Origin of the sequence: Rhizobium sp. 9140 (genome assembly GCF_900067135.1) — a bacterium.
Lineage (GTDB): Bacteria > Pseudomonadota > Alphaproteobacteria > Rhizobiales > Rhizobiaceae > Ferranicluibacter.
Genome location: NZ_FJUR01000001.1, coordinates 3,290,475 through 3,315,779 on the forward strand (window position 1 = coordinate 3,290,475; position 25,305 = coordinate 3,315,779).

A 25,305-nucleotide genomic window follows, 5' to 3' on the forward strand; every position below is an offset into this window, starting at 1 on the left:
CAGGACGGGGAGAAGGGACCTGTGGCGACAGCATCCCCTCACCTCAACCGACATGATCGCGCAAGGCACGCTCGCTCTCATTCCTCCCAATAGACCTCGCTCAAAACGTTGGATGGGATCGGCTCGTTCTCCCAGAGGCCCTTGAGCTTGGCGTTCCACACGCCGAGCTTCGGCATGACGAACAGGAACAGCGCCGGCACGTCCTCGGCAAGGATCTTCTGCGCATCCTGATAGAGCGCATCCTGCTCGGCCGGGTCGGACGTCGCCTCCACCTTGTCGATGATCGCCGAGAAGGCCGGGTTCTTGTAGTTGAAGTAGTAGGGATCGCGGGCGTAGATATCGATGTCCATCGGCTCGGCGTGGGCGACGATGGTCATGTCGTAATTCGCGCCCTTCAGCACGTCCTGCACCCATTTCGCGGGAAATTCGGTCGGCTCGATGGTCATGGTCACGCCGATCTCGGCCAGCATCGCCTGCATCACCTCGGCGCTGCGCGGCGCGTAAGCCATCTGCGGCGTCTTGATGGTGAAGGCGAAGCCTTGGGGATAACCCGCCTCCGCCAGAAGCGCCTTGGCCTTTTCGACGTCGTAGGGGTGCTTGGCCGTGAGGTCGATATAACCGCGGTCGTTCGGCGTGTAATGGCTGCCGATGGCCGTGCCGAGGCCGGACCACGCGCCGTCGATCACGGTCTGACGGTCGATGGCCATCATCAGCGCCTGCCGCACACGCTTGTCGTCGAAAGGCTTGCGGGCATTGTTCATGCCGGCGACGACCTTCAGCTCGGTGTTGCCGATGACGGTGACGAGGTCCGGCTTGTCCTTGAAACTTTCGATCAGCTCGGGCGCTGCAAACTCCGGAAAGGCATCGACGCCGCCGGTGGCGATCGCCGCGGCCTGCGCCTGCGCATCGGGGATGAAGCGGAAGGTCACGGTCTCCAGCCGGACCTTCGCGTCCTTGTTCCAGTAGTTCGGGTTGGCAGCCAGCTCCACCCGGTCGCCCTTGGTCCAGCTGACAAAGGTGAAGGGGCCGGTTCCCACGGGCTTGGTCTTGTCATCCGCGGCACTCTTCGTGCCGACCATGACGGAGGCCGGCCAGCCGAGCCAGTAGATAAGGCTTCCCTGCGGCTTCTTCAGCTTCAGCACCAGCGTCGACTTGTCCGGCGTCTCGATCGTGTCGATCGCGGCGAAGAAACGCTTCTGTCCGTTGGTCGAATCCGGCCCTCGGGCGCGATCGAGCGAGAATTTCGCAACGCCGCTGTCGAAGGCCTCGCCGTCATGAAAGGTCACGCCTTCCTGCAGCTTGAACGTATAGGTCAGCCCATCGGCCGAGATCTCCCAGCTGCGGGCAAGCTGCGGCACCACCTTGCCCTCGCGGTCGATTGCGACCAGCCCCTCGAACACGTTCTGCCAGGTGACCTGACCGATGGCAACGGGCGCAGCGGCAGTCGGATCCAGTCCCTGCGGCTCGATCGTCATGCCGAGCACCAGCGAGGTCTTGGCGGCAAAGGCGCCGTCGGATGAGAAAAGCAGCGCCGTGGAAAGGGCTGCGCCACCGAGGATCGCACGGATCCATCGGGTTGTGCTCGTGTCGAAACGCATCGTCCTCGTCCCCCCTGCGGAAGCTCTGCCCGGGCCTTCATGTCGGGAGTGTGTCAGCTTGAACGGCCCCGCACAACGGGAAAATGCCGCAGCGCACGCGGAAGGTTGCACCCGCTCTGCGGCCTTGCCGCTTTCGCGCAAGGTGCTGGAGGCATAAGCTTCCGCATGCTGATTCATCAGGGCGCGGCCCGCAACGAACGTATCGATGTCTTTCTCGCCTGCTGGCTGGCCGGCATCGCCGGCGCACTCAACGCGGCGGCCTTCTACGCCATCGGCTTCTTTGCCGCGAACATGACCGGCAACGTCTCGGCCCTGTCCGATCACCTCGCCACGTTTCAGGGGCAGGCCAGCCTGTTCTACCTGTCGATCGTGCTCGTCTTCATTCTGGGTTCGACGGTTTCGTCGCTGATCATCAATGCCGGCCGCAGGCGGGATATCGGCGGCATCTATGCCTGGTGCATCCTTATCGAAGCGCTGCTGCTCGCACCGCTCGGCCTCGTCGACCTTTTCGTCACGGCACCCTGGCGCGTCGAAACCCTTGTTCTCGGCCTCGCTTTCCTGATGGGCTTGCAGAACGCGACGGTGACGCGCATCTCCGATGCCCGCGTCCGCACCACGCATGTCTCCGGCATGGCGACCGATATCGGCATCGAGATCGCCGTGGCCATCGATATCCTTCGGGGTCGCGACGTGTCGGGAGAGGCGGTCGGCAATCTCGCGAAGCTGCGCCTGCATCTCTATACCATCGTCGCCTTCGGCAGCGGCGGCGTCGCGGGCGTGCTGATCTACCAGTCGGTGGGCGGCATGCTGCTTCTGGTGGCAAGCCTTCTGTTGCTCCTCATCGCGCTCGACGCCCTTCGTCGCACTCGCGCCGCGGGAGCCTGATCGGAAAGACGTTCGCTCTTGCGGTTCAGCCTCCGGCGCAAGCACCTCATCGCGCGATTTCGGCTAAAGCTGCGCCTCGATCGCCGCCTTGTCGACCACCGACCAGACGTCCCGTATCTTGCCCTCGCAATAGGTATAGAACACGTTTTCGGTAAACTGCACCTTCCGTCCGTTGACGGGCAGTCCGAGGAATTCCCCGACAGGCGTGCAATCGAACGAGAGCCGGCAGGCAATGACGGGCGGGTCCGCGACGACAAGGGCGATCCGGAAGGCGAGATCCGGGATCTCGCGAAAATCCTTCTCCAGCATGGCACGATAGCCGGACACGCCGATCCGCCGGCCGTTGTGACGGACATCATCGCCGACGAAATTCGCCAGCGCATCGAAGGCCTGCCGGTTGAGACAATCGATGTAGTCGCGATACAGTCGGGAAAGCTCCGTGCTCGCCATGACAAATCTCCTCTTCGCCCCACATAGGGAGACGCGGCCGGGGGCGAAAGAAAGAGCGTGCCCACGTGCCAGAGGAGTTAGAGCACCATGTCGTTTTTCGAAGCCGTCGATCCCGTGTTTTCGACCTATGTCCTTGGCAATGCGCCGGTGAAACAACTGGCCACCGGCTTCGACTGGGTCGAGGGGCCTGTCTGGTTCGGCGACCTCAACTGCCTTCTGTTTTCCGATATCCCCAACGACCGCATCCTGCGCTGGTCGCCGGATGGCGGGCTCTCCACCTTCCGCGCGCCATCGAACTTCTCCAACGGCCAGACCCGCGACAGGCAGGGCCGTCTCGTCACCTGCGAACATGGCACGCGCCGGGTGACGCGGACGGAATATGACGGCACCATCACCGTCATCGCCGACAGCTTCGAGGGCAAGCAACTGAATTCCCCGAACGACGTCATCGTCGCCTCTGACGGCGCCATCTGGTTCACCGATCCGATCTACGGCATCTTCAGCGACTATGAAGGACATCGCGGCGAACAGGAACTGCCCTGCAACGTCTACCGGGTCGACCCCTGGGGCAAGATCCAGGCGATGCTCACCGACTTCCGTTCGCCGAACGGCCTCGCCTTCAGCCCGGACGAGCGCCGGCTCTACGTCGCCGATACCGGCCTGCCGGACAGCGACGATCCTCGCCATATCCGCGTCTTCGATGTCGAAAACGATGGTCGGCTTTCCGGCGGCAACGTCTTCCACGTCATTTCGCCCGGTGCGGCCGACGGCATCCGGCTGGATAGCGAGGGCAATGTCTGGTCGTCCGCCGGAGACGGCGTTCACTGCATCGCACCGGATGGCCATCTGATGGGGCGCATCCTGCTGCCGGAGCGAGCCTCCAATCTCTGCTTTGGTGGCCGCGCCCGGCACCGCCTGTTCATCACGGCAACGACAAGCCTCTACGGGATCGCCCTCAACCGGAACGGCGCGCTCTGAGGATCCGTCAATGCGGCGATCATCGCCTCGGTATCACCGACCGGACGGGGCCTGCCGAGAAGGTAGCCCTGCACCTCGGCGAAACCTTCCCGACGGAGCGCCTGCAGCTGTTCCTCGGTCTCCACACCCTCGGCCAGCGTTGCGGCGTTGAAGCCCGAGCCGATGCCCACCACCGCGCGGATGATGGCCAGGCTGCCCGCATCCGTCTCGATGCCGGAGACGAAGCTCTGGTCGAGCTTGATCTTGTCGAACGCGAAGGAGCGCAGATAGGACAGCGATGAATAGCCGGTGCCGAAATCATCGATCGCGATCCGCAGGCCCAGCGCTTTCATCGCCCGCAGAAGCGGCAGGCTCTGGCCGACATCGGTGAGAAACACGGATTCCGTGATCTCGATCTCCAGCCGCTCGGGCGCAAGTCCGTTGCTCTCGATCGCCCGGCGGACCGTATCCAGAAGGCCCGCATCGCGAAACTGGGAGACAGAGAGATTGACGGCAATCCGCAGGTGGGCAGGCCACCGGGCAGCCATCCGGCAGGCCTCGTTCAGCGCCCACTCGCCGATCGGCACGATAAGCCCGGTTTCCTCGGCGACGGGAATGAAGTCGAGCGGGGCCACCAGCCCGCGCTCCGGGTGGTTCCAGCGGATCAACGCTTCGAACCCCGCAAGGTCCGGGCCGTCGATCCGGTAGATCGGCTGGTAATAGAGCTCGAACTGCCCCTCCTCGAGCGCATGGTGCAATGCCAGCTTCATCTCGTGGCGACGCTCGGCTTCCAGGCGCATTTCGGGACGATAGATCCGGAAGGTCGAGCGGCCGCCTTCCTTCGCGGCGTAGAGCGCGAGATCCGCATCCCGCATCAGCCCGTCATCATCCGTCGAATGCTCCGGAGCGCGCGCGATGCCGATGCTGCAGGTCACGTGCTCGGCGATGCCGTCGAGATCAAACGGGACACGCAGGGCAGCCAGCAGCCGGTCGGCCACGTCCTCCGCCGAGCGTCCATCCTGAAGCTGCAGCACGATGGCAAACTCGTCGCCGCCGAGCCGGGCCACGAGGTCGCCCTGTCGCACAATGGAGAGGAGCCGGTCGCCGACCTGGCAGAGCAGCGCATCGCCCGCCGCGTGCCCCTTGCTGTCATTGATGGTCTTGAAGTGGTCGATATCGAGATATAGCAGCGCCACCGGCGCCTCCTCGGTCGCCAGAAGCGCCGCACGCCGAATGTGATCGCTGAAATAGGCCCGGTTCGCGAGGCCCGTCAGTGCATCGTGCATCGCCATGAAGGCAAACCGCGCCTCTGATTCCCGCTCTTCCGTCACGTCTTGGGAAATACCGAGAATATACCGCAGCCGCTCGCCATTGCGGGCCGGCAGCACTCGCTTGGCCGTGCGCAGGATGCGCCGCGTGCCGGAGAGATCCTCGATCGTTTCCTCGAAACTGAACGTCCCATCCATTTCGAGCGCCCGTTGGTCCTGCTCACGAAACAACTCCATTTGCCGTGCAGGAAACATCGTCCGATCCGTGCCATGGGCGATCTCCTCCGGCGTTGTGCCGAAGATGCCGCCGCAGGCGGCGTTGAACAGCACATATCGGCCGTCATCGTCCATGTCCTTCACGAAAACCGCTACCGGCAGGTTCTCGATAATGCTGTCGAGCAGGGTCTGGGTTTCGCTGACCTGCTGGTGGGCGGCGTTCACCTCCGTCCGGTCCTGGACGATCGCGAGAATCGCCTGCCGCCCCTCGAACTGAAGTTCGCGCCCATAGGTGAGCACATCGAGCGCCGTCCCGTCGGCCTTCAGATGCGTCCACCGCTCGGCCCGGTCCACATCGCTGCGCAGCGTCACGGCCTCGATCATCCGCCTGCGCTCCGACGGGGGCCGGATGTCGAGGACGGTCATCCGCTCGTAGGCCCGGCGGCTGTAGCCATAAAGCGCGACGGCGGCATCGTTGACGATGAGAAAGCGGTAGGTCAGCGGGTCGTAGATCCACATCGGCGACGGATGGGTCTGGAACAACATGCGGAAATCATCCGTCTGCAAAGGCAGGCGTGCGGATGCTCTTAAAGCGCTTACCATTGAGGTACCCTGAACCGTGACGCGAAAACGTGAAGATAGCAATGAAAGTTGAACGAAAACAAAACGATAGTTCCGTCTAAACTTTATGCAGACGCCGCAAGTTTGTGCAGTTTATGAGATGACACTTAAATACTCATGCCCATTCGCCGCTCGAAGCTTCCGGCGAGACGATGGCAAAGGGAACCTACGGAAGACAGACGCATTCCATGTTGGTATTTCCACTGGCAAGCCTCTCTTGCCCTGCATCAGCCCCACCCCCGCCGGGAGACGACTTCCTTGAAATCCTTTGGACGTATTGCCGAGCTCTGGCGCTACCCCGTCAGCTCGCTCGGCGGGGAGAGGGTCGATCACCTCGACATCGCGCAATCCGGCACCGCCGGAAGCAGTATCGCTGGCAACCGAACATTCCTTTTGTTCGATCCGGAAACGCGCGCGCCTGCGGCACCGGAATCGGCTGAGCGCTGGCGCAAGGCGCTGCATCTCGTTGCGCGGCTGCGGCCGGATGGCATGGCGGAGATCGGTTTTCCCGACGCCACATGGCTGCCGGTCGATGCGCCGGATGTGGAAGAGCGCCTCTCCACCCATTTCAGCTTTCCCGTCGGGCTTGGCGAAACGCGCGGAACAGGACGAAACTGGCCCGTGATCGCACCGCGCTATGACGCAAGCCCGCTCCACCTGCTCACGACGGCATCGATGAATGCCATCGGCGCAAACGACCCTTCGCTGATGCTCGATTCGCGACGGTTCCGCCCGGATATTCTGGTGGAAACGGAGGCGCCACCGGGTTTCGTGGAAAACGACTGGATCGGCCGCAGGATCGTCATCGGCTCGCTGGAGATAACCGCAACCGAGGGAACGAAGCGTTGCGGGATGACGATGATTTCGCAACCGGGTGTGCCGGAGCAGCCGGATGTGCTGCGCAGCATCCTGCGCGGCAACCGGCGCAACCTCGGCATATACGCCGATATCGCCGCCCCGGGTCGCATTTCTCTGGGCGACGAGGTCTGGATCGAGACCTGACCGCTGCCGATCAGGCGGCGTTCACGCCGAACTCGATGATCCCATCGGACCGCTCGCCGCCGATATCGCGCAGGATCGCGGACGAGACGACGCCGCCGAGTTCGTGGGCGCTGGTGATACCCTGGATGAAGGGCAGCTTGTGCAGCAGGAACGCGATCGACACGCAATAGAGACGGCGCGTGACCGGTGCCTCGAACTTCGGCCGGAAGGCATCGTCGAGATCCACGCCGCCGGTACGCACCGTTGCCGGCTCATCCGGCATGTCAATCAGCACGGATGAGACGGGTGTCGTCGCCTTGCGCACGAAACCGCGGTTGACGAGGCTCGGAAACGGGATATCGCGGGCCGACAACGTATGCTGCCCGGTCGCGTCGATGAAGGAGTCGAAGACCTCCTTCCGCCCGTCGAAGATCACGACGGCCCCGCGTGCGACGCTCTCATTGTCGATATCGGAATCCCGGCCAAGACGCAGAACCTCCAGCTTGCCCGCGCGCCGGAGAGCCAGCAACCGCCGGATCGACTGGTGCGGCACCGTTGCGTAATCGTCGATGAACACGGTTTTGAAGTGCTTGTGAAACCGCTTGAGATCGTCTTCGTTGAAATGCGGCACCGCCCGCGCGATGACCTCGTGCATCCGCAGGATGGCGTAGCGCCAGCCAATGGTGCGCTGTTCAAGCTCGTTTTTCTCAGCCTCCGCAAGGTTCGCCGCCGCCCAGACGAAGGCATCCGCCGCCTCGCGATCCGCGAAATAAGCCGGCGCCAGCGTCTCCACTGTCAGCATCCCCAGCCCGATCCGCCCGGCATAGGCAGGATCGGCGGCGAGCAGTTCGGCGCGGAACAGGTCGAAGATCGGATCGAGCAGATCGCCACGGCCGCTGGCCACCAGCGCGTCCACCGCTTCCGGCGTGCAGATGGAGAGAGGCAGATAGGGATAGGGACAATAGAAGTCGGCCTCCGGCAACACGCCCTTGCGCGACATCAGCGCCGCGGTGAAGGCTTCGCTGCCGGGCGACGGGAAATATTCGAGCGATCCCGCCGCATCGAGATAGAAGGCGCCGTGAGCCGTCGCGACCGAGATCAGCGCATCGATAGCGCTGAGCGATGTGCCGAGAATACCGACGCGGCCCGGCGGAATGGTTTTCAGCACCGGCGCCGGCCAGGGCGACATGAAATAGCCCGGACGCGTTTCCGTCGTCTCCGGCCAGTCATGGCCGGTTGCCATGACCACGTGGTCGAACGCGTACTGTTTCTCCCCGTCCGGTCCCGTGGCCTTCACGGCGATGTCGCTCGCATGGAGGTCGATATCATCGACCCGGTGCAGCGCCTTGATCTCGATCACATGCCCCGCCTTCCGGCCCTCGATGACGCATTGGCGAAACTGGTCCTGGAAGAACTCGCCCAGCACGATGCGCGGATAGAAGGCGCGCTCGGCAATCGCGCTGCGCGTGACGTTCATCCGCTCCAGCTCCGCATCGGGCTGGCGGCGCAGCCATGTGACGAGCGTTTCATAGATCGGCGGCAGCTCGATGCTGGCGATATTGGCGAGCATGGCCTGATCGTTGATATCGGGATGGTAGGGCGTTCCCTTCCCCGGATCGGCTTCGCTTTCGAACACGGTAATGTCGAGCGGACGCGGTGAGGCGACAAGTCCGTGCAGCGTGTAGATGCCGGTCGGACCAGACCCGATGATCGCAATTTTGATTGTCATGAAAACACCGGAACTCGACGGTTGAGGAAGAAACGCGTTTGACGGACAGGACGCCCGGCGCCCCGGCCAAAGTCCAGGACGACAGCTAACCAAGCGCTGCGGGGAATGTTCCCGCGATGCGCCCATGCCGCGGTCCCGGCGCACTGACCCACAAGATAGAGCGGGTGGACAGAAAGTAAGGGATGCCTATGTCCGCCATGAACGCAAGGAGAATGCAAATGCAAAACAAGGCTTTGATCGTAGGCGCCAGCGGCGTGGTCGGCAGCGCCACGGCGAGTGTGCTGGCAGGGGCCGGCTGGGACGTCACGGGACTGGCGCGCAAGCCGGGCCGGCAGGAGAACGTGAAGCCGCTTTCAGCCGACCTTCTCGATCCCGCCTCGCTCGGCACGGCGCTGGCGGATGTCGCCCCGACCCATGTCTTCATCGCAAGCTGGCTGCGGCAGTCGACGGAGGCGGAGAACATCCGCGTCAACGCCGCCATGGTGCGCAACCTGCTCGATGCCCTGCGCCCCGCCGCCAGCGTGCGCCACGTCGCGCTCGTCACCGGGCTGAAGCACTATCTCGGACCCTTCGAGGCCTACGGAAAGGGTACGCTACCGCAGACGCCGTTTCGCGAGGAGCAGGACCGCCTCGACATCGAGAACTTCTACTATGCGCAGGAAGACGAGGTCTTCTCGGCCGCCAGCCGTGATGGCTTCAACTGGAGTGTCCATCGCCCCCACACCATCATCGGCAAGGCCGTCGGCAATGCGATGAACATGGGCACGACGCTGGCCGTCTACGCCGCGATCTGCCGCGAGACCGGCCGCCCGTTCACGTTCCCGGGCGTGGAAACCCAGTGGAACGGCCTGACCGACATGACGAGCGCCAACGTGCTTGCCCACCATATGCTGTGGGCCTCCACGACGCCGGAAGCGGCGAACGAAGCCTTTAACGTCGTCAACGGCGATATCTTCCGCTGGAGCTGGATGTGGCAGCGCATCGCTGATTATTTCGGCATCGAGGCCGCGCCCTTCGATGGCACGGTTCGCCCGCTGGAGGAGCAGATGGCGGATGACGCCGCGATCTGGCGCAAGATCGCCGAGCGCGAAAACCTCGTGGAGCACGACATCGACCGGCTGATTTCGCCTTGGCACACCGATGCCGATCTCGGCCGGCCGATCGAGGTCGTCACTGACATGTCGAAGAGCCGCCGCATGGGTTTCACCGTCTACCAGCCAACCGACGATGCCTTCACCGGCCTGTTCGACGAGCTGCGGAGCGAGCGCCTGATCCCCTGATGCGGGATTGGTCACAGATCCGAAGCTCTGAAACCCGCGCCGGGCGTCGAGGATTGCCCTTGCCGCCCGGCGCTGGTAGCCTTTCCATAGGGATCGCTCATATGCGGACGCTGAGCCTTGGGAGGGTGGACATGGACCAGCAGAAGACGCGCCTGTTTCTGGACGACCTCGTCGTCGGCATGCCGTTCAAAAGCGGCACTGTGGACATCACTGCCGACGAGATCTGCAGTTTCGCCCGCCAGTTCGATCCGCAGCCGTTTCATCTCGATGACGAGGCCGCACGGTCCACGCTGTTTGGCGGGCTGGCCGCCAGCGGCTGGCATACCGCAGCCCTCACCATGCGCCTGATCGTGGACAGCCTGCCTTTCGATGGCGGCCTGATCGGCACGCGCTGCGAACTCACTTGGCCGCTCCCGACCCGTCCGGGCGACCGGCTGCATGCGGAAGGCGAGATCGCCGAGATCAACCCGTCAAGATCAAAGCCCGACCGCGGCATCGTGGTCATGCGCAGCCGGACGCTGAACCAGGATGGCGCTGTCGTGCAAACGCTGAGCGCGAGCCTTCTCGTCTTCCGTCGGCCATTGACGGATAGGATCTAGAGAACGTCGCCGTCCACCCGCACGACATACCGGTCTCGTCCGTTCGCCTTGGCCTCGTAGAGCGCCCTGTCGACGGTCTCCAGCAGCTTTTCCCGACTGGTGCCGCCCTCCGGTGCGGCAGCCGCGCCGACGCTCAGATGCGCCATCACCTCGATGCCACCGACGGAGAACGGCGCCCGAAAGGCATCGACCAGGCGGGCGGCGATGGTCGTCAGGGAATTTTCGCAGCCGCAATCGGGGAAGAAAATCGCAAATTCGTCTCCACCCATGCGCAGCGGAATATCGCCGGAACGGATGACCGAGCGAATGCGCAGGGCCGCCTGCCGCAACACCTCGTCTCCCGTCTGGTGCCCGTGCCGGTCGTTGATCCCCTTGAAACCGTCCATGTCGAGATAGGCCGCGCCGAACGGACGGCCCGCGGCAAGCGTCTCGCGCATTTCGCTATCCACGAGTTCAGGCAGAGCCTGCCGATTGTAGAAGCCGGTCATCGGGTCCGTCATCGCCGCCAGCCGCAGCGCCTTTTCTCCCTTCACCATCAGGAGATTGGACCGCTGCAGACGGAAAAGCGCGCTGGCGATCCGTGCAAACTCGCTGAGCTGACGACGCTCGCGGTCACCGAGATCGCGCGGATGCGTATGCATGATGCAGAACGAACCGACCGTCAGACCGGGCTCCAACTCGATCGGTGCACCGGCATAGGAACGAAGGTGCGGCTCGCCCGCCACGTAGGGCAAGGTCGCCATATCCGGCTCGAGCGTTAGATCGGGAACCACGATAACATTGCCCTCATGAACGACGTACTGGCAGATGGATTCCTCACGCGAGCATTTTTCGACGTGGATGCCGGACTGCGCGGTGAAACGCAGCCAATCCTGATCCACGATATTGACCGCGGCAAAAGCACACTCGAACACGTCGCGGGCAAGAAAGGCGAGATCCTTCAGTTCGGGCATCGTTTCGATGGCACGGATCCCGATGGAGCGGACGGCGGCGAGACGATCGATCTCGTTTTGCGGAATGAGGCGCTGTGACAGCACCGTCCTGCGCCGGTCTTCCTGCATGATATGTCCTTTCCCGCCCGAGGGCGGCATTGCTCCGAAGCATGTCGCCCGAAACCCTGCAGCGGTTCGGGAGAACGACATTCGCCGACGTCAGGGCCTCAGGCGGCAAAATTCCTCCGCCCGGTCGTGGTCACGACGCGCGCATGGCGCGACTGATCCGATGCGTCCGGCCCGCGCGGGGCGGTGCGCCGGTTCAGCTTGAACAGGCTGACCAGCGCCGCCAGCGCGTCCGCGCCTTCCGCCAGCGCCCGGCTGATATCCGTCGTCCGCTCGCTCATGGCGGCGTTTTCCTGCGTCATCCGGTCGAGGTCGTTGACTGCCTTGTTGATCTCGCGCAGGCCGATCGACTGTTCCTTCGCCGCGGTGGCGATCGCGTCCACGTTCTGGTCGATCCGGCGCACGAAGACGTCGATCTCCTGCAGAGCCGCACCCGTCTTGCCGACGAGGCGCACACCCTCCATGACTTCCTTGCCGGAATTGGTGATCAGCACCTTGATCTCTTTTGCAGCCTTGGCCGAACGCTGGGCAAGCTCGCGCACCTCCTGCGCCACGACGGCGAAGCCCTTGCCGGCCTCCCCTGCCCGTGCAGCCTCGACGCCGGCATTGAGGGCCAGAAGATTGGTCTGGAAGGCGATCTCGTCAATCACGCCGATGATCTGGCTGATCTCGCGAGAGGCCTGCTCGATCCGGTGCATGGCCGTCACCGTTTCCTCCACGACCGCGGCGGACGCACCGGTCGAGAGGCGCGCGTTCTGCACGAGCGTGCGCGTCTCCTGGGTGTTCTCGGTCGAGGAGTTGACGGTCGCCGTCACCTCGTCCAGCGCCGCCGAGGTCTCTTCGAGCGCCGCCGCCTGCTGCTGCGACCGCTCGGCCAGCTGCTCGGCCGCCTGGCGCATTTCCTGACTGCTGTCGTTCAGCGCGCTGGTCTGGCTGAGCACGTTCGTCAGCGTCTTCTGGAACTCGGCAATCGACGTGTTGAAATCGCGGCGAAGCCTTTCGAACTCGCCGACGAAGGGTTCATCGAGCGACATGCGGATATTGCACTGGGACAGGCGCTCAAGCGCGGCGCCCAGTTCCTCGACGGCGTGCATCCGGTCGGTGACGTCGATCGCGAACTTCACCACCTTGAAGACGCGACCTGCATCATCGAAGATCGGATTGTAGGAGGCCTGGATGAAGACCCGCTTGCCGCCCTTGCCGATGCGCATGAACTGGTCGGTCACGAACTTGCCCTGGCGCAGGTTATCCCAGAAGGTCTGATAGTCGGGCGAGGCCGCATAGGCCGGATCGCAGAACATGGAATGATGCCGCCCGGCGATCTCGGCGAGATCATAGCCGAGGGCAGCCAGAAAATTGTGATTCGCCCGGATGATCTCGCCCTGCGGCGTAAACTCGATGATGGCCTGTGCCCGCGACAAGGCCAGAAGCTTGCCGCCATCCTCCGCACTCTGCATCTTGCTCGCGGTGATATCGGTCGCGAACTTCACCACCTTGTAAGGCTTGCCGTTGCGCATGACCGGATTGTAGGACGCCTCGATCCAGACCTCGCGGCCACCCTTGCCGAAGCGCTTGTACTGCTGGCGCTGAAACGCGCCGCCTGAAAGCCCGGCCCAGAAGGCCTTGTATTCCGGGGATGCGGCTTCCTGTGGCGACACGAACATGCTGTGATGACGGCCGACGACTTCGGAGAGGTCGTAGCCGAGCGCCTTGCAGAAGTTTTCATTCGCGTCGAGGATCCTGCCCGTCAGGTCGAACTCGATGATCGCCTGCGACTGGCTGATCGCCTGAAGAACGGACTTCGCATCGAATCCGAGAGACTGAGACAAACTGCGCATGTGCTTCTCCGAAGTGCCGTCCCGACCGCGCTGGTTCGGCGGATTGTCAGAATCGGACATAAACGTAAAGGAAGATTTGACTAACGTAGAGACATGGCGAAACTTCGCTACCTGCGTACGGTTTACGCTGTGGACAGGAGCAAGATTTTCGCATTTGCCCGTTTCATTTGCAGTTTTCTTCCAATCCTCGACGCCTATTTCCTGCGATGACAGATCCCGACCGGCCGATATGCCGACAGACCCGCCCTGCTTCAAAAGGACAAGAAGACCATGAACTGGCTCAAGACCATCGCCACTGCCGCCATCCTCCACGCCGCCGCCATCGCACCGGCTCTGGCCGGCGAGAACCTGTCGGCGATCAGCACGGCCGGCGTGCTGAAGATCGGCACCGAGGGCACCTACGCGCCCTTCACCTTCCATGATGCCGGCGGCAAGCTGGTCGGCTTCGACGTCGAGATCGGCGAAGCCGTCGCCGCCAAGCTGGGCGTCAAGGCAGAGTTCATCGAGGGCAAGTGGGACGGACTGATCGCCGGCATCGATGCCGGCCGCTACGATGCCGTCATCAATCAGGTCGGCATCACCGAGGCGCGCAAGCAGAAGTATGATTTCTCCGAGCCCTACATCGCCTCCAAAGCCGTGCTGATCGTCCGGCAGGACAATGACGACATCAAGGGCTTTGCCGATCTCAAGGGCAAGACCTCGGCGCAGTCGCTGAGCAGCAACTTTGGCAAGATTGCTGAGAGCGCCGGCGCCGAACTGGTTGGCACCGATGGCTTCGATCAGTCGATCCAGCTGGTGCTGACGCGCCGGGCGGATGCAACGGTGAACGACAGCCTGTCCTTCCTCGACTTTAAGAAGCAGAAGCCGGATGCACCGGTGAAGATCGCCGCCGAGCAGGACAATGCCGATTATTCCGGTATCATCATCCGCAAGGGCGAACCGGAACTCCTGGCCGCGATCAACAAGGCCTTGGCGGACATCAAGGCCGACGGCACCTACAAGACGATCTCGGACAAATATTTCGGCCAGGACGTATCGCGCTGAATGCAGTAGCATTTCCAGGCGGACACCTGCGCGCCGCTGTGGGATGATGCGGTCGTAACGATAAGACAGAGTATTTGCGGTGAATAGAGTTTCACGGCAGATGCTCTGTTTTGGCATCGCACAAGCTGAGGAGATAACGTGCCGCACTGGCTGCAACTCATGATCGACTCGCTTCCGGCCCTGTTATGGGCAGGAGCGAAGTTCACGGTCCCCCTGACGCTTCTCTCCTTCTCTCTCGGTGCGATCCTCGGTCTCATCACAGCGGTAACGCGCCTGTTCGGGCCGATGCCGCTGGCGCTGGTCGCCCGGTTCTATGTCTGGGTTATCCGCGGCACGCCGCTTCTCGTCCAGCTCTTCGTGATCTTTTACGGCCTGCCGAGCGTCGGCATCCTGCTCGATGCTTTTTCCGCTGCACTGATCGGCTTCACGCTGAATGTCGGCGCCTACAGTTCCGAAATCATCCGCGCCGTCATTTCCTCCGTGCCGAAGGGACAGTGGGAGGCGGCCTATTCGATCGGCATGACGTGGAACCAGGCGATGCGGCGCACCATCCTGCCGCAGGCAGCGCGCGTCGCGGTGCCGCCGCTGTCGAACACGTTCATTTCGCTCGTGAAGGATACATCGCTCGCGGCCGCCATCACCGTTCCCGAGCTGTTCCAGTCGGCCCAGCGGATCGTCGCCACGACCTATGAGCCCCTGATCCTCTATATCGAGGCGGCGCTGATCTACCTCGCGCTCAGTTCCGTCCTGTCCTCGATGCAGGTGCGGCTGGAGCGGCGGTTCGCGCGCTATGGCGGCATGATGGAGGCCAACCGATGATCGAGCTTCGCCACATCGAAAAGCGCTTCGGGGATGCCGTGATCCTCAAGGACATCAACCTCACGATCCCCGAAGGCAGCGTCACCGCGTTGATCGGCCCGTCCGGCGGCGGCAAGAGCACGCTGCTGCGCTGCATCAACCTGCTGGAAATCCCGAGCGCCGGCACCATCCGTATCGGCAGCGAGGAGACGACGTTCACAAAGAGCAAAAAGCCCGGCTGGAACGACATCCAGAAGATCCGCCAGCAGACCGGCATGGTGTTCCAGAACTTCCAGCTCTTCCCGCATCGTACGGCCATCGAGAACGTGATGGAAAGCCTGACGACGGTGCTGAAATGGCCGGCCGACAAGGCCCGCGCCCGCGCAATGGAGCTGTTGACGAAGGTCGGCATGGCGGAAAAGGCATCGGCATGGCCAGCCACGCTCTCGGGTGGGCAGCAGCAGCGCGTGGCCATCGCCCGGGCCTTAGCCCCCTCGCCCCGCGTTCTCCTCTGCGACGAACCCACCTCTGCGCTCGATCCGGAGCTTGCCGCCGAAGTGGTGGAGGTGCTCGGCACGCTCGCGCGTGAAGGCACGACCATGGTCATGGCGACGCACGACCTGCGCCTCGCCTCCAGGCTCGCCGATCAGGTCATCTTTCTACAGGCCGGCGATATCGTCGAGGCAGGCCCCGCGCGCACCGTCTTCGACACGCCGCAACACCAGCGCACCCGCCAGTTCGTCTCCTCCATCAGCGCCGCGCAGGTTCTGTAGGAACGACATCCCGCTGCAACGCGTCCGCCATCGCGCGTCGCACCTGCCGACTGTTGAGGTGAAACGCCATCGTGGCGGCCGACGTGGAGGCAGACATCGCCTCCGCGATGCGCGTTCGTGCGGCCACCAGAAACGCATCGGCATTCGCCTCCACAAAGGCGAGACAGATCTCGGGCGTGGGTGACGGTCCCCTCAGGGTCCGGAACACGTTCCGGTGCACCACGAAGCGATATCCGCCATCGACGTGAAACTCGACGGCATCGATTTCCGCACGCCACATGGCGCCGCTTGCAGGCATGTCTCGTCTCTCGCTATCTCGAACCCGGAAAGCACGGTAGCACGAGGCGAGAAGCTAACGGGAGACCTTCTCTCGAAGACGCTTCCCGTCTACGGTGCACCGGGACACAGCCAGTTTTCTCACAATGGAGCCGACCATGCCGGACATCAACAGCCTGATCGGATTCACGCTCATCGCTCTGGGCATGGCCCTGACGCCGGGGCCGAACATGGTATACCTCGTCTCCCGGTCGATCTGCCAGGGGCCAGCCGCCGGCCTCGTCTCGCTCGGCGGCGTCGCCCTCGGCTTCGTCGTCTATATGCTCTGCGCCGCCTTCGGTCTCACGGCCCTGATGCTCGCCGTACCCTATGCTTATGATGCGTTGCGGTTTGCCGGCGCCATCTACCTGCTCTGGCTCGCATGGCAGGCCGTGCGCCCCGGCGGCGGCTTGCCCTTTCAGGTTCGCAACCTGCCGAAGGACAGCCCGCGCAAGCTCTTTCTTATGGGGTTTGCAACCAGTGTGCTCAACCCGAAGATCGCGGTCATGTACCTTTCGCTGCTGCCACAATTCATTCATCCCGCCAATGGCAGCGTGCTTGTTCAGGCGCTCGTGCTCGGATCGGTTCAGATCGTCGTCAGCGTTGCCGTCAACGCGATGATGTCCTTCTCCGCCGGCTCGATCTCCACATTCCTCACCGCCAAACCAAGCTTCGCGACCGTCCAACGCTGGATCATGGGAACGGTGCTGGCCGGGCTTGCGCTGCGCATGGCAACGGAGGCCCGGCGATAGACGACGGCAAGCAGCCTAACGCGCCGACGCCACGAGCGAGAAGAATGCGCCCTGCGGATCGATGGCGTTGACGATGTAAGCCGGCCCTGGAACCTCCATCGGCCCGTTGACGACGCTGCCGCCGCCGGCCACGAGGCGGGAGATGGCATCGTCGAGCCTGTCGACCGTGATGTAAGTGGCCCAGTGCGCCTTCGGCATCTGCGGCAGGCGCGCCATCATGCCGCCGACCGCCTGCCCGTCATAAGCGAAGATCCGGTAGATGCCGAGGTCGCCCATATCCATGTCGTGATCGACCGTCCAGCCGAAGACGTCCGCGTAAAAGGCGAAAGCCGCCTCGCAGTCGTCGGCATAGAGCTCGTACCAGCCGAACTGTCCCGGCGTCGTGGCGGGAACGGCGCGCGGCGGCACGTCCATCGGCAGCGGCGTCATGATACAGAGCACCGCCCCATGCGGGTCGGCGATGACGGCGAAGCGGCCGATGTCCGGAATGTCCTCCGGTGGCCGGCGGATTGCGCCGCCCAGAGCCTCGACCCTGGCGACCGTGGCATCGCAATCGGAAACGGAGACATAGGCCGTCCAGTTCGGCGGCACGTTTTCCGCCAGCAACTCCGGCGGGATGGACATCATGCCGGCAATGCCGACCCGGCCATCGTCTTCGGGCCGTGCGGTTTCGAAGACGGTGTAATCAAAGGCCGCCATCTCGACCGTCGTCCAGCCGACCACGGCGCAGTAGAACGCACCGGCCGCCGCCCTGTCGGTCGTCATCAGTTCCGTCCAGATGAATTTTCCGTGCTCTTCCGACATCCTGCCTCCCTGCAATGGTCGTCTTTCGCGCACATCATGCCATCCTTCACAGTCACGATCAAATGCGCACGCATGACGGGAAAAAAGGATCGGAAGCATAAAAAAGGTGGAGACGAACGCGTCGTCTCCACCCTCAGCACTCTCAGGCGATAAGTCCGATCGGCCCTATCAGGCGACCTTGACCGGTACTTCCGTCGAGGTGCGCATGGCGTGGCTATAGGGGCAGACGATATGCGCGGCGGCAACCAGCTTTTCCGCGGTTTCGCGGTCAAGGCCGGGAATGTCGACGAGGAGCGACACGTCGATGCCGAAGCCGGTGCCGTCATCGCGCGGGCCGATGCCAACCGTCGCGGTGACCTTGGTTTCTTCCGGAACCTTGATCTTTTCCTTGCCCGCCACATTCTTCAAGGCACCGAGGAAGCAGGCGGAATAGCCGGCTGCGAAGAGCTGCTCGGGGTTCGTGCCCGTGGCGCCATCGCCGCCGAGTTCCTTTGGAACGGTCAGCACGACGTCGAGCACGCCGTTCTCGGACACGGCGCGACCTGCACGGCCGCCGGTGGCAGAAGCTTTGGTGGTGTAGAGAATAGCCATTGGGGTCTCCTGTCGTCGCTTTCGACGCGTTTCATGAAGAAGATCTACTGTCTTCCCCATCTTTGTAGCGTAAAATTTAATTGCACGCAACTGAATTTTGCAAATTGCATTTCTAGCCAAAACCTGTAGGATGCGGGCATGGAAAAGATGAAGGCGATGGCGAACGGAGATGCGGTACAAGTGGTGCCCTTTGCCGTCCCTTTGCCGGTGGACGACCAGCTCTGCTTCGCGGTCTATTCGCTCTCCCACGCGTTCAACCGGACCTACAAGCCGCTGCTCGACCGCTTCGGTCTCACATATCCGCAATATCTCGTCCTTCTCGCATTGTGGGAGCACAGGACGATGACGGTGAAGCAGATCGGGGAACAGTTGGGGCTCGATTCCGGCACGCTCTCCCCTCTCCTCAAGCGTCTGGATGCCGCCGGCCTCGTCAGTCGCACCCGCGACCGCAAGGACGAGCGGCAGGTCAACATCTCCCTGACCGAAAAGGGCGAGGCCCTGCAGGCGGAGGCTGGCCATGTGCAAACGGCCATCGGCAGCGCGATCGGCTGCAGTACCGATGAGGCGCGCGCGTTGCGGCGCGTGCTGGAAGCGCTGACCCGGAGACTTTCCCAACCGGGGCTTTCCTAGCCAAAAGAGACGGCAGACGCCGGCTGATACCCTTCCTGCGCACAACACGTTCCACAACGATCCGTTGACGCCACCCGTATGCCGTGATCTCTTCGGTCGAGAGGGACGAAGCGGAGGGTGCCCCAGGGAAATGGTTCGCGCGCACGCGAGGGAGGAACGCGAGGCCCGACAAAGCGAGGGCACGCACCCGCACGACGGAAACCGATCTCGTTCGACGCCGGATCGACGGGCCTTGGATCCGCTGGCCCGCGTGAACTGGCACAAGGCTGGCATGGCGGCGGCCTGGTTCTGCGTCCTCGTCGGTACAGGCATCGGCAGTCTCTGGCTTCTGAAGTCCGAGCACGTCGCCGACACGCTGCCCGTTCTTTTCCGCATGCAGTTCAACACCGCCATCAACTTCGTTCTGTCCGGCCTTGCCGTGGCCACTCTCCTTTCCGGTGCGGGCCGGATCGCAACCGGCCTCGCGATCGCCGTCATGCTCATCAGCCTCGCCTTCCTGCTGGAGCCGCTCATTCACACCGGGCACCCGCTCGACACGCTGCTGATCGATCCCTTCCGCCAGACGGGACCCCATCCCGGGCATCTGGCAAGCGGCACGGCGCTCTCCTTCCTTCTGATCGGGGTCTGCATCCTCATCAGCGCCGTGACAGGCAGGCCGACACTTCTGCGCGTCGTTCTCGCCGCCACCGTGTTCATGGCAGCCGCTGCCACGCTGATCGGATATGGCCTGCAACTCGTCACAGAAAGCGACTGGCCGCGCTACGGACACATGTCGCCGCACACCGCCCTTTGTTTCGCAGCACTCGCCCTCCCCCTGATCTTCCTGCGCGTGGAAGAGCTCGACTACGACGCCTCGACCATCGCCGCCATGCTCGGCGCCGCAAGCTATCTCCTGCTCCTGGCCCTCACGCTGCTCGACCTGCAGGACGCCTTCGAGGGCAGCAGCCCCCCGGTCAGCATCAATCCAGACGGAAAGCCGGCATCGCAGGCGATCCTCGCCGGCCTGCTCGTGGTCTCCGGCATCGTCTATGCCAGCCTCATCGTCTACGCTTTTCGCAGCGCACAGCGCTCTCGCGCCATCGCTCTGCAGCTGCGCGAGAGCCAGGAGCGCATGAGCGCCATCATCGACACCGCGGCGGACGGGATCGTCACCGTCAATGCCCGCGGCACGGTTCTTTCAGCGAACCACGCCATGGAAACGATCTTCGGCTATCGCAGCGAAGACATGCTCGGACGCGACGTCCGCACGCTCATTCCGGACCTTCTACCGGCAGCGGGAAACGACGATCACACGACGGACATCGCCTGCACCGCGCGAGAGGTCGAGGGCACGCGCCGCAACGGCATCCGCTTTCCCCTCGACCTCTCCGTCGCCCGGATCGAGCTCGACCGCACCGTGCTCTACAGCGGTATCATCCGCGATATCTCGCAGCGAAAGCAGCACGAGCAGGAGATCCTGGATGTCAATGCCGAACTCGAGGCGTTCGCCTGGCGCACCTCCCACGACCTGCGCGCCCCGATCGCGTCCTCCATCGGCCTCACCGCGATCATGCGCGACATGATTGGCCTGCAAGCCCCCACGACGCAGCTCGTCCCGGTCATCGGACGGCTGGAACGCGGGCTGCAGAAGCTCGACGGGCTGATCGAAAACATCATCCAGCTGAAACGCAGCCGCCTGCTGGACGAGGCCGCAACCTCCGTACCTCTGGCCTCCACGGTGCAGGAGACCATCGAGCGACTGCGCTTCATCGACCCGGAACGGCAGGTCTCCTTCGTGGTCGATATTCCCGAAGCAATCGTCATCCGGACCAAGCTGGCCCGTCTCCGGATGATCCTCGACAATCTCATCTCGAACGCCATCAAATATGCCGATCCCGACGAAGCGACGTGCCGCGTGACCGTGGATGCTGTGCTCACCGGCGACGGATGGCTGGAACTCTGCGTGTCCGACAATGGCCTCGGTCTTGGAGAGGGCGACGAGACCGGCCTGTTCCAGATGTTCAAGCGTTTCCACCCGTCAAAGGCCGACGGCTGCGGCCTCGGTCTGTACATCGTGAAGACGAGCGTCGAGCATCTCGGCGGCACCGTGGCTTACATCCGGCTCGACAAGGGCAGCCGGTTCGTCATACGCTTGCCCCAGAGGAACGACGCATGACCATCGGCTCACTCCTGATCATCGACGACGATGAGACGGATCTCTTCATCTGCGGCTATACCATCCAGCGCTTCGACCCCGACATCAAGATCGTGCAGGCGATGAACGGCCGCGAGGGTTTGGATATGCTGCGCCGGGAACGGCCGGACGCGATCATTCTCGACATCAACATGCCGGTCATGAATGGCTTCGAATTTCTCGAAAGCTACGCTCGCGATTTCGTCCGCCAGTTCAGCGACCCCGTCCCGCTGGTCGTCATGCTTACCAGCTCGCACCTCGGCGCCGACCGGCGCAAGGCGCTGCAGTATGATTTCGTGAAGCGTTATTTCCAAAAGCCGCTGACATCGGACAATCTGAAGGCGCTGGCCGAAATTATCGAGACGGGCCGGCACTGACATATAGCACTGACGCACAGCAAAAAGCCGGCGGAGACCGCCGGCCATGCCTTTCGCAACACACCCGTCGAATGTCAGACGACGAGGATCGGCGACTTTGTCCGCACGCGATCGTAAAGATCGATGACGTCCTGATTGATCAGGCGAACGCAGCCGGAGGAGACCGCCTTGCCGATCGACTGCCATTCCGGCGAGCCGTGCAGGCGGTAGAGCGTGTCCTGACCGTCCTTGAAGATGTACATGGCGCGCGCGCCGAGCGGGTTCGATAGGCCCGGCTCCATGCCGCCGTTCTCGATGGAATAGGCGGCGAGATGCGGCTGGCGCGCGACCATCTCGTTCGGCGGCTTCCAGCGCGGCCATTTCTGCTTCCACTGGATGACGCCGCGGCCGGACCAGGCAAAGCCTTCGCGGCCGATGCCGACGCCGTAGCGCATGGCACGTCCGCCCGGCTCGGTCAGATAGAGAAACCGGTCCTGCGTATCCACGATGATCGTACCCGGCGCTTCGCCGAAGGGATCGGCGACCTCCTGGCGGTAGAAGCGCGGATCGATCTCCTGAAAGGGCACCGCCGGGATGGCGTAGCCACCATCGACGACCGGGCCGTAAATGCTGGCGGCATAGGCCGAGCGCGGCGGCAGGCCGGTCATGTAGCCGGCGTTCTGCGGCTGACCGAAGGGCGGATAGCTGCCGTTGGCGGGCGCAAAGCGGTTGTCGAATTCCGGGTTGCGGAAATAGGGCCGGGTTTCGGAATTGAAGCTGGGGGTGTTGGAAGTGCTGTTGCAGGCCGACAGCGCAGCCGTTGCAGCGGCCACGCCGGTCAGGTTCAGAAACTGACGGCGAGACAGAGGGGACGTCGGAGGCTTGAGCGGGCTCATAAGGGGGCGGACTTCCGGTTGACGCGACAATCATGATCCGTTTTGCCGATCGCGCCGGTCCGTTGGGAGGACGGGCCTGCGCATTCGGCTTCAACGAGCACAACAGCCAAGCTAGTGCGCGGCAAACGCAGGAAAAGCAGGCTGCAACGGGTTTTTGACGACCGTTGCAACTTTGCATCCATCCGCTGCCGGCGGTTGTCGCCCTTTATGGCAGAGACGTGCTGGCGCGAGGCTTGCCGCGCGACGGGAGCATAGAAGAGCAGCCAGCATCAGGCCGATTACGCTATCAGGCACTCACTGCGTCGAGAACTCTGCCCCTGTCGAGCTGCGTCACGAAGGCGGACGGCGGCAGCGGACGGCTGACCCAGTAGCCCTGGATCTCGTTACAGCCGGCATCTCGCAGGAAATCGAGCTGTTCCTGCGTCTCGACGCCCTCGGCGATCACATCGAGCTTGAGCTTCTGCGCCAGCGAGATGATCGCCGCCGTGATCGCCATGTCGTCCTCGTCATCCGGGATGTCCTTGACGAAGGAGCGGTCGATCTTCAGGCGGCGGACGGGAAAGCGCTTGAGCGCGCTGAGGCTGGAATAGCCGGTGCCGAAATCGTCGATGGCCAGCCGCACGCCGAGCGCTTCCAGCTCATGCATGGTGGCGATCGCCTGCGGCACATCCTGCATGATCAGGCTTTCGGTCAGCTCGAGCTCCAGGAACTGCGGGTCGAGGCCGGTCTCTGTCAGCGTCCGGGCCACGCGGGAGACCCAGGCCTTCTCCGCGAACTGACGCGCCGACACGTTGACGCTGACGATCAGGCGCGGCAGGCCGGCATCCTGCCATGCCCGGTTCTGGCGACAGGCGGCATCCAGCACCCATTCGCCGATCTCGACGATCAATCCCGTCTCTTCCGCCAGCGGTACGAATTCGCACGGAGAGACCAGACCCCGTTGCGGATGGTTCCAGCGCAGCAGCGCTTCGGCGGCGAAGATGCGGCCCGATGCGAGATTGAGCTGCGGCTGGTAGTGGAGCACGAATTCGTTCTGTTCCAGCGCCTGGCGCAGGGCCTCGACCCGCAGCAGTTTCGCATGCGCGGCATCCGCCATCTCGGACGAGAAGAGCTTGAGATTGTTGCGCCCGAGCGCTTTGGCCCGATACATCGCAGCATCCGCGTTGGCGAGCAGCTCGCCGGTGCTTTCCCCCTGCTCCGGATAGCACACGACGCCCATGCTGCAGGTGACCTGCAAGGTCTGCCCGGCAAGCGTCATCGGACGGGCGATGGCGCTGCGGATGCCTTCGAAGCGCGCAAGCACGACCTCCCGGTCGGCCTGGAGGCCCGTGAGGAGAATAATGAACTCGTCGCCGCCGACACGGATGATCATGTCGCCCTTGCGCACGCACAGGCTCATGCGCTGCGCGACGTTGCGCAGCAGTTCGTCGCCGGCATTGTGGCCGAGGCTGTCATTGACGAGCTTGAAATTGTCGAGATCGAGGAAGGCAAGCGCCACCCACTCGCCCTTCTCCCGCGCATCCGTCATAGCCTTTTCCATGTGCCCGTCGAGCATGATGCGGTTCGGCAATCCGGTCAAAGCATCGTGATGCGCCATGAAATGGATGCGTTCGGCCGCCTCGCGACGTTCGATGGCGATCCCGGCCAGACGCGCGGCCATGGCGATGAGGTCGCGGACCGGATCTGCCGGCAAACCGACCGTCTTCGCATAGAGCGCGAAGGTGCCGAGCACCTTGCCATGGAACGACAGAAGCGGCGCCGCCCAGCAGGCGCGATATCCGAAAGGCTTCACGAAATCGACATGGGACGCCCATAGCGGATCGTTCAGGATATCGCCGACGAAGACGGACTCGCCGAGAAAGGCGGCCGTACCGCAGGAGCCGTTGTTCGGTCCGATCGGAAAGCCTTCGAGCGCGGCCGCATAGATGGGATCAAGACCGGGCGCCACGCCCTTCAGGAGCCGCTGTCCGTCCTCCGTCAGCATATAGACGGCGCCCTGCACACCTGGCACATGCGCCTCGATCATCAGGATCAGTTCGTGGAAGAGATCCGGCAGCGGCGTATCCTTGGCGATCATCTCCAGCACGCGCGTCTGCCCGATCATCAGCTGTTCGGCACGCTTGCGGTCGGTGATATCACGGGAGACGCCGACGGTGCCGATCGTCCGGCCGAGCTTGTCGCGCAATGGCACCTTCGACGTCATCAGCCAGCGCTCGCAACCGTTCTCGACGGCCGCGCGCTCCTCCATGCCGATGATCGGCTCGCCGCTCGTAATGACCTGCCGTTCGCCTTCGGTGATCCGGGCAGCGATTGCGTCGTCGTGCAGATCGAAGTCGGTCAGTCCCACGATCTGATGCATCTCGGTAAAGCCGTTGTCCCGCACCGTCGCCTCGTTGGCGATGAGAAAGCGACCCTCCAGATCCTTGGCGTAGATGTAATCCGGAATGTGATTGACCATCGTTTCGAGCCAGTAATGGCGTTCGGCGATGTCGGTGCGCGGGCCGTAGAGGCGGGCGGCTTCATTGGCGAGCCGGCGCGTCGCCTCGATCAGGCGCTGCGTATGGTCGTCGCCCGAAGGACTTTCGGAGATCGTGCTGCGTCCGCGTTGGGTCGTTTTGCTCAAGGCTTTCTCCCGCCAGTCATTGGCGTGCGCTGTCCGATACGAAGTGCTAACGGAAAGAAGTTATTCTTCC

General features: G+C 63.3%; 23 protein-coding genes. 12 read left to right on the top strand and 11 right to left on the bottom strand.

The window, feature by feature from the left end:
• Positions 1-77: 77 nt before the first annotated feature.
• The gene (locus tag GA0004734_RS15440) at positions 78-1,598 is read right to left on the bottom strand and encodes an ABC transporter substrate-binding protein (protein WP_092935080.1); all 1,521 of its coding nucleotides are present in this window, start codon (positions 1,596-1,598) and stop codon (positions 78-80) included.
• 165 nt (positions 1,599-1,763) lie between these two features.
• Here GA0004734_RS15440 and GA0004734_RS15445 point away from each other — a divergent pair, with 165 nt between their 5' ends.
• Positions 1,764-2,483, top strand: coding sequence for a YoaK family protein (locus tag GA0004734_RS15445; RefSeq protein ID WP_092935082.1), 720 nt, complete (start codon positions 1,764-1,766; stop codon positions 2,481-2,483).
• 63 nt (positions 2,484-2,546) lie between these two features.
• Here the strand turns inward: GA0004734_RS15445 and GA0004734_RS15450 are convergent, their stop codons facing one another.
• Positions 2,547-2,933 (bottom strand): ester cyclase, encoded by a 387-nt coding sequence (locus GA0004734_RS15450; protein ID WP_092935084.1) that lies wholly within the window; start codon positions 2,931-2,933, stop codon positions 2,547-2,549.
• Between the two features lie 87 nt (positions 2,934-3,020).
• Between GA0004734_RS15450 and GA0004734_RS15455 the strand changes: the two genes are divergently transcribed.
• The gene (locus GA0004734_RS15455) at positions 3,021-3,911 is read left to right on the top strand and encodes an SMP-30/gluconolactonase/LRE family protein (protein WP_092935086.1); all 891 of its coding nucleotides are present in this window, start codon (positions 3,021-3,023) and stop codon (positions 3,909-3,911) included.
• Here GA0004734_RS15455 and GA0004734_RS15460 read toward each other — a convergent pair.
• Entirely contained in the window at positions 3,875-5,920 is a 2,046-nt protein-coding gene (locus GA0004734_RS15460; protein ID WP_245292435.1) for a putative bifunctional diguanylate cyclase/phosphodiesterase, read from the bottom strand. The two genes, GA0004734_RS15455 and GA0004734_RS15460, sit on opposite strands and share 37 nt — an antisense overlap.
• A gap of 333 nt (positions 5,921-6,253) precedes the next feature.
• Between GA0004734_RS15460 and GA0004734_RS15465 the strand changes: the two genes are divergently transcribed.
• Complete coding sequence (locus GA0004734_RS15465; RefSeq protein ID WP_245292436.1) at positions 6,254-6,997, top strand: MOSC domain-containing protein; 744 nt, start codon at positions 6,254-6,256, stop codon at positions 6,995-6,997.
• Positions 6,998-7,007: 10 nt separating this feature from the next.
• Here the strand turns inward: GA0004734_RS15465 and GA0004734_RS15470 are convergent, their stop codons facing one another.
• Entirely contained in the window at positions 7,008-8,705 is a 1,698-nt protein-coding gene (locus GA0004734_RS15470; protein WP_092935092.1) for an FAD/NAD(P)-binding protein, read from the bottom strand.
• A gap of 218 nt (positions 8,706-8,923) precedes the next feature.
• Between GA0004734_RS15470 and GA0004734_RS15475 the strand changes: the two genes are divergently transcribed.
• Together GA0004734_RS15475 and GA0004734_RS15480 are read left to right on the top strand one after the other, a co-directional pair.
• Entirely contained in the window at positions 8,924-9,985 is a 1,062-nt protein-coding gene (locus tag GA0004734_RS15475) for an SDR family oxidoreductase (RefSeq protein ID WP_092935094.1), read from the top strand.
• Positions 9,986-10,116: 131 nt separating this feature from the next.
• A complete protein-coding gene (locus GA0004734_RS15480; protein WP_092935096.1) occupies positions 10,117-10,584 on the top strand; it encodes a MaoC family dehydratase in 468 nt (155 codons plus the stop codon).
• Here the strand turns inward: GA0004734_RS15480 and GA0004734_RS15485 are convergent.
• Positions 10,581-11,618 carry a GGDEF domain-containing protein gene (locus GA0004734_RS15485; RefSeq protein WP_092936354.1) on the bottom strand — a complete coding sequence of 346 codons (1,038 nt, stop codon included), beginning with the start codon at positions 11,616-11,618 and terminating at the stop codon, positions 10,581-10,583. The two genes, GA0004734_RS15480 and GA0004734_RS15485, sit on opposite strands and share 4 nt — an antisense overlap.
• Positions 11,619-11,743: 125 nt before the next feature.
• Positions 11,744-13,480, bottom strand: coding sequence for a methyl-accepting chemotaxis protein (locus GA0004734_RS15490; RefSeq protein ID WP_092935098.1), 1,737 nt, complete (start codon positions 13,478-13,480; stop codon positions 11,744-11,746).
• A 270-nt stretch (positions 13,481-13,750) separates the two neighbouring features.
• Here GA0004734_RS15490 and GA0004734_RS15495 point away from each other — a divergent pair, with 270 nt between their 5' ends.
• The 3 genes from GA0004734_RS15495 (at position 13,751) to GA0004734_RS15505 (ending at position 16,095) form a co-directional block, all read left to right on the top strand.
• Positions 13,751-14,524, top strand: coding sequence for an amino acid ABC transporter substrate-binding protein (locus GA0004734_RS15495; protein ID WP_092935100.1), 774 nt, complete (start codon positions 13,751-13,753; stop codon positions 14,522-14,524).
• A 138-nt stretch (positions 14,525-14,662) separates the two neighbouring features.
• The gene (locus GA0004734_RS15500) at positions 14,663-15,343 is read left to right on the top strand and encodes an amino acid ABC transporter permease (protein ID WP_092935102.1); all 681 of its coding nucleotides are present in this window, start codon (positions 14,663-14,665) and stop codon (positions 15,341-15,343) included.
• Complete coding sequence (locus GA0004734_RS15505) at positions 15,340-16,095, top strand: amino acid ABC transporter ATP-binding protein (protein WP_092935104.1); 756 nt, start codon at positions 15,340-15,342, stop codon at positions 16,093-16,095. Before GA0004734_RS15500 ends, GA0004734_RS15505 begins: the two co-directional genes overlap by 4 nt.
• On the opposite strand, the gene GA0004734_RS15510 is transcribed toward GA0004734_RS15505, so the two are convergent.
• On the bottom strand, positions 16,073-16,393 hold the full coding sequence (locus GA0004734_RS15510; RefSeq protein WP_245292437.1) for a hypothetical protein: 321 nt from the start codon (positions 16,391-16,393) through the stop codon (positions 16,073-16,075). The two genes, GA0004734_RS15505 and GA0004734_RS15510, sit on opposite strands and share 23 nt — an antisense overlap.
• 136 nt (positions 16,394-16,529) lie before the next feature.
• On the opposite strand from GA0004734_RS15510, the gene GA0004734_RS15515 reads away from it, so the two are divergent.
• Complete coding sequence (locus tag GA0004734_RS15515) at positions 16,530-17,162, top strand: LysE family translocator (protein WP_092936356.1); 633 nt, start codon at positions 16,530-16,532, stop codon at positions 17,160-17,162.
• Between the two features lie 15 nt (positions 17,163-17,177).
• Here the strand turns inward: GA0004734_RS15515 and GA0004734_RS15520 are convergent, their stop codons facing one another.
• Entirely contained in the window at positions 17,178-17,966 is a 789-nt protein-coding gene (locus tag GA0004734_RS15520; protein ID WP_092935106.1) for a VOC family protein, read from the bottom strand.
• Between the two features lie 168 nt (positions 17,967-18,134).
• Positions 18,135-18,557: an organic hydroperoxide resistance protein gene (locus GA0004734_RS15525; protein WP_092935108.1), complete on the bottom strand. Its 423-nt coding sequence runs from the start codon at positions 18,555-18,557 to the stop codon at positions 18,135-18,137.
• A gap of 156 nt (positions 18,558-18,713) precedes the next feature.
• On the opposite strand from GA0004734_RS15525, the gene GA0004734_RS15530 reads away from it, so the two are divergent.
• The 3 genes from GA0004734_RS15530 to GA0004734_RS15540 all read left to right on the top strand — a co-directional run bounded on the left by GA0004734_RS15530 (position 18,714) and on the right by GA0004734_RS15540 (position 21,737).
• Positions 18,714-19,187: a MarR family winged helix-turn-helix transcriptional regulator gene (locus tag GA0004734_RS15530; protein WP_092936357.1), complete on the top strand. Its 474-nt coding sequence runs from the start codon at positions 18,714-18,716 to the stop codon at positions 19,185-19,187.
• A 232-nt stretch (positions 19,188-19,419) separates the two neighbouring features.
• A complete protein-coding gene (locus GA0004734_RS15535) occupies positions 19,420-21,342 on the top strand; it encodes a sensor histidine kinase (RefSeq protein WP_175386407.1) in 1,923 nt (640 codons plus the stop codon).
• The gene (locus GA0004734_RS15540) at positions 21,339-21,737 is read left to right on the top strand and encodes a response regulator (protein ID WP_092935112.1); all 399 of its coding nucleotides are present in this window, start codon (positions 21,339-21,341) and stop codon (positions 21,735-21,737) included. The genes GA0004734_RS15535 and GA0004734_RS15540 overlap by 4 nt, the downstream gene beginning before the upstream one ends.
• Before the next feature lie 74 nt (positions 21,738-21,811).
• Here the strand turns inward: GA0004734_RS15540 and GA0004734_RS15545 are convergent, their stop codons facing one another.
• Together GA0004734_RS15545 and GA0004734_RS15550 are read right to left on the bottom strand one after the other, a co-directional pair.
• A complete protein-coding gene (locus tag GA0004734_RS15545) occupies positions 21,812-22,612 on the bottom strand; it encodes a L,D-transpeptidase (protein WP_092935114.1) in 801 nt (266 codons plus the stop codon).
• Positions 22,613-22,898: 286 nt separating this feature from the next.
• Positions 22,899-25,202: an EAL domain-containing protein gene (locus GA0004734_RS15550; protein WP_348626097.1), complete on the bottom strand. Its 2,304-nt coding sequence runs from the start codon at positions 25,200-25,202 to the stop codon at positions 22,899-22,901.
• Between the last annotated feature and the right edge of the window lie 103 nt (positions 25,203-25,305).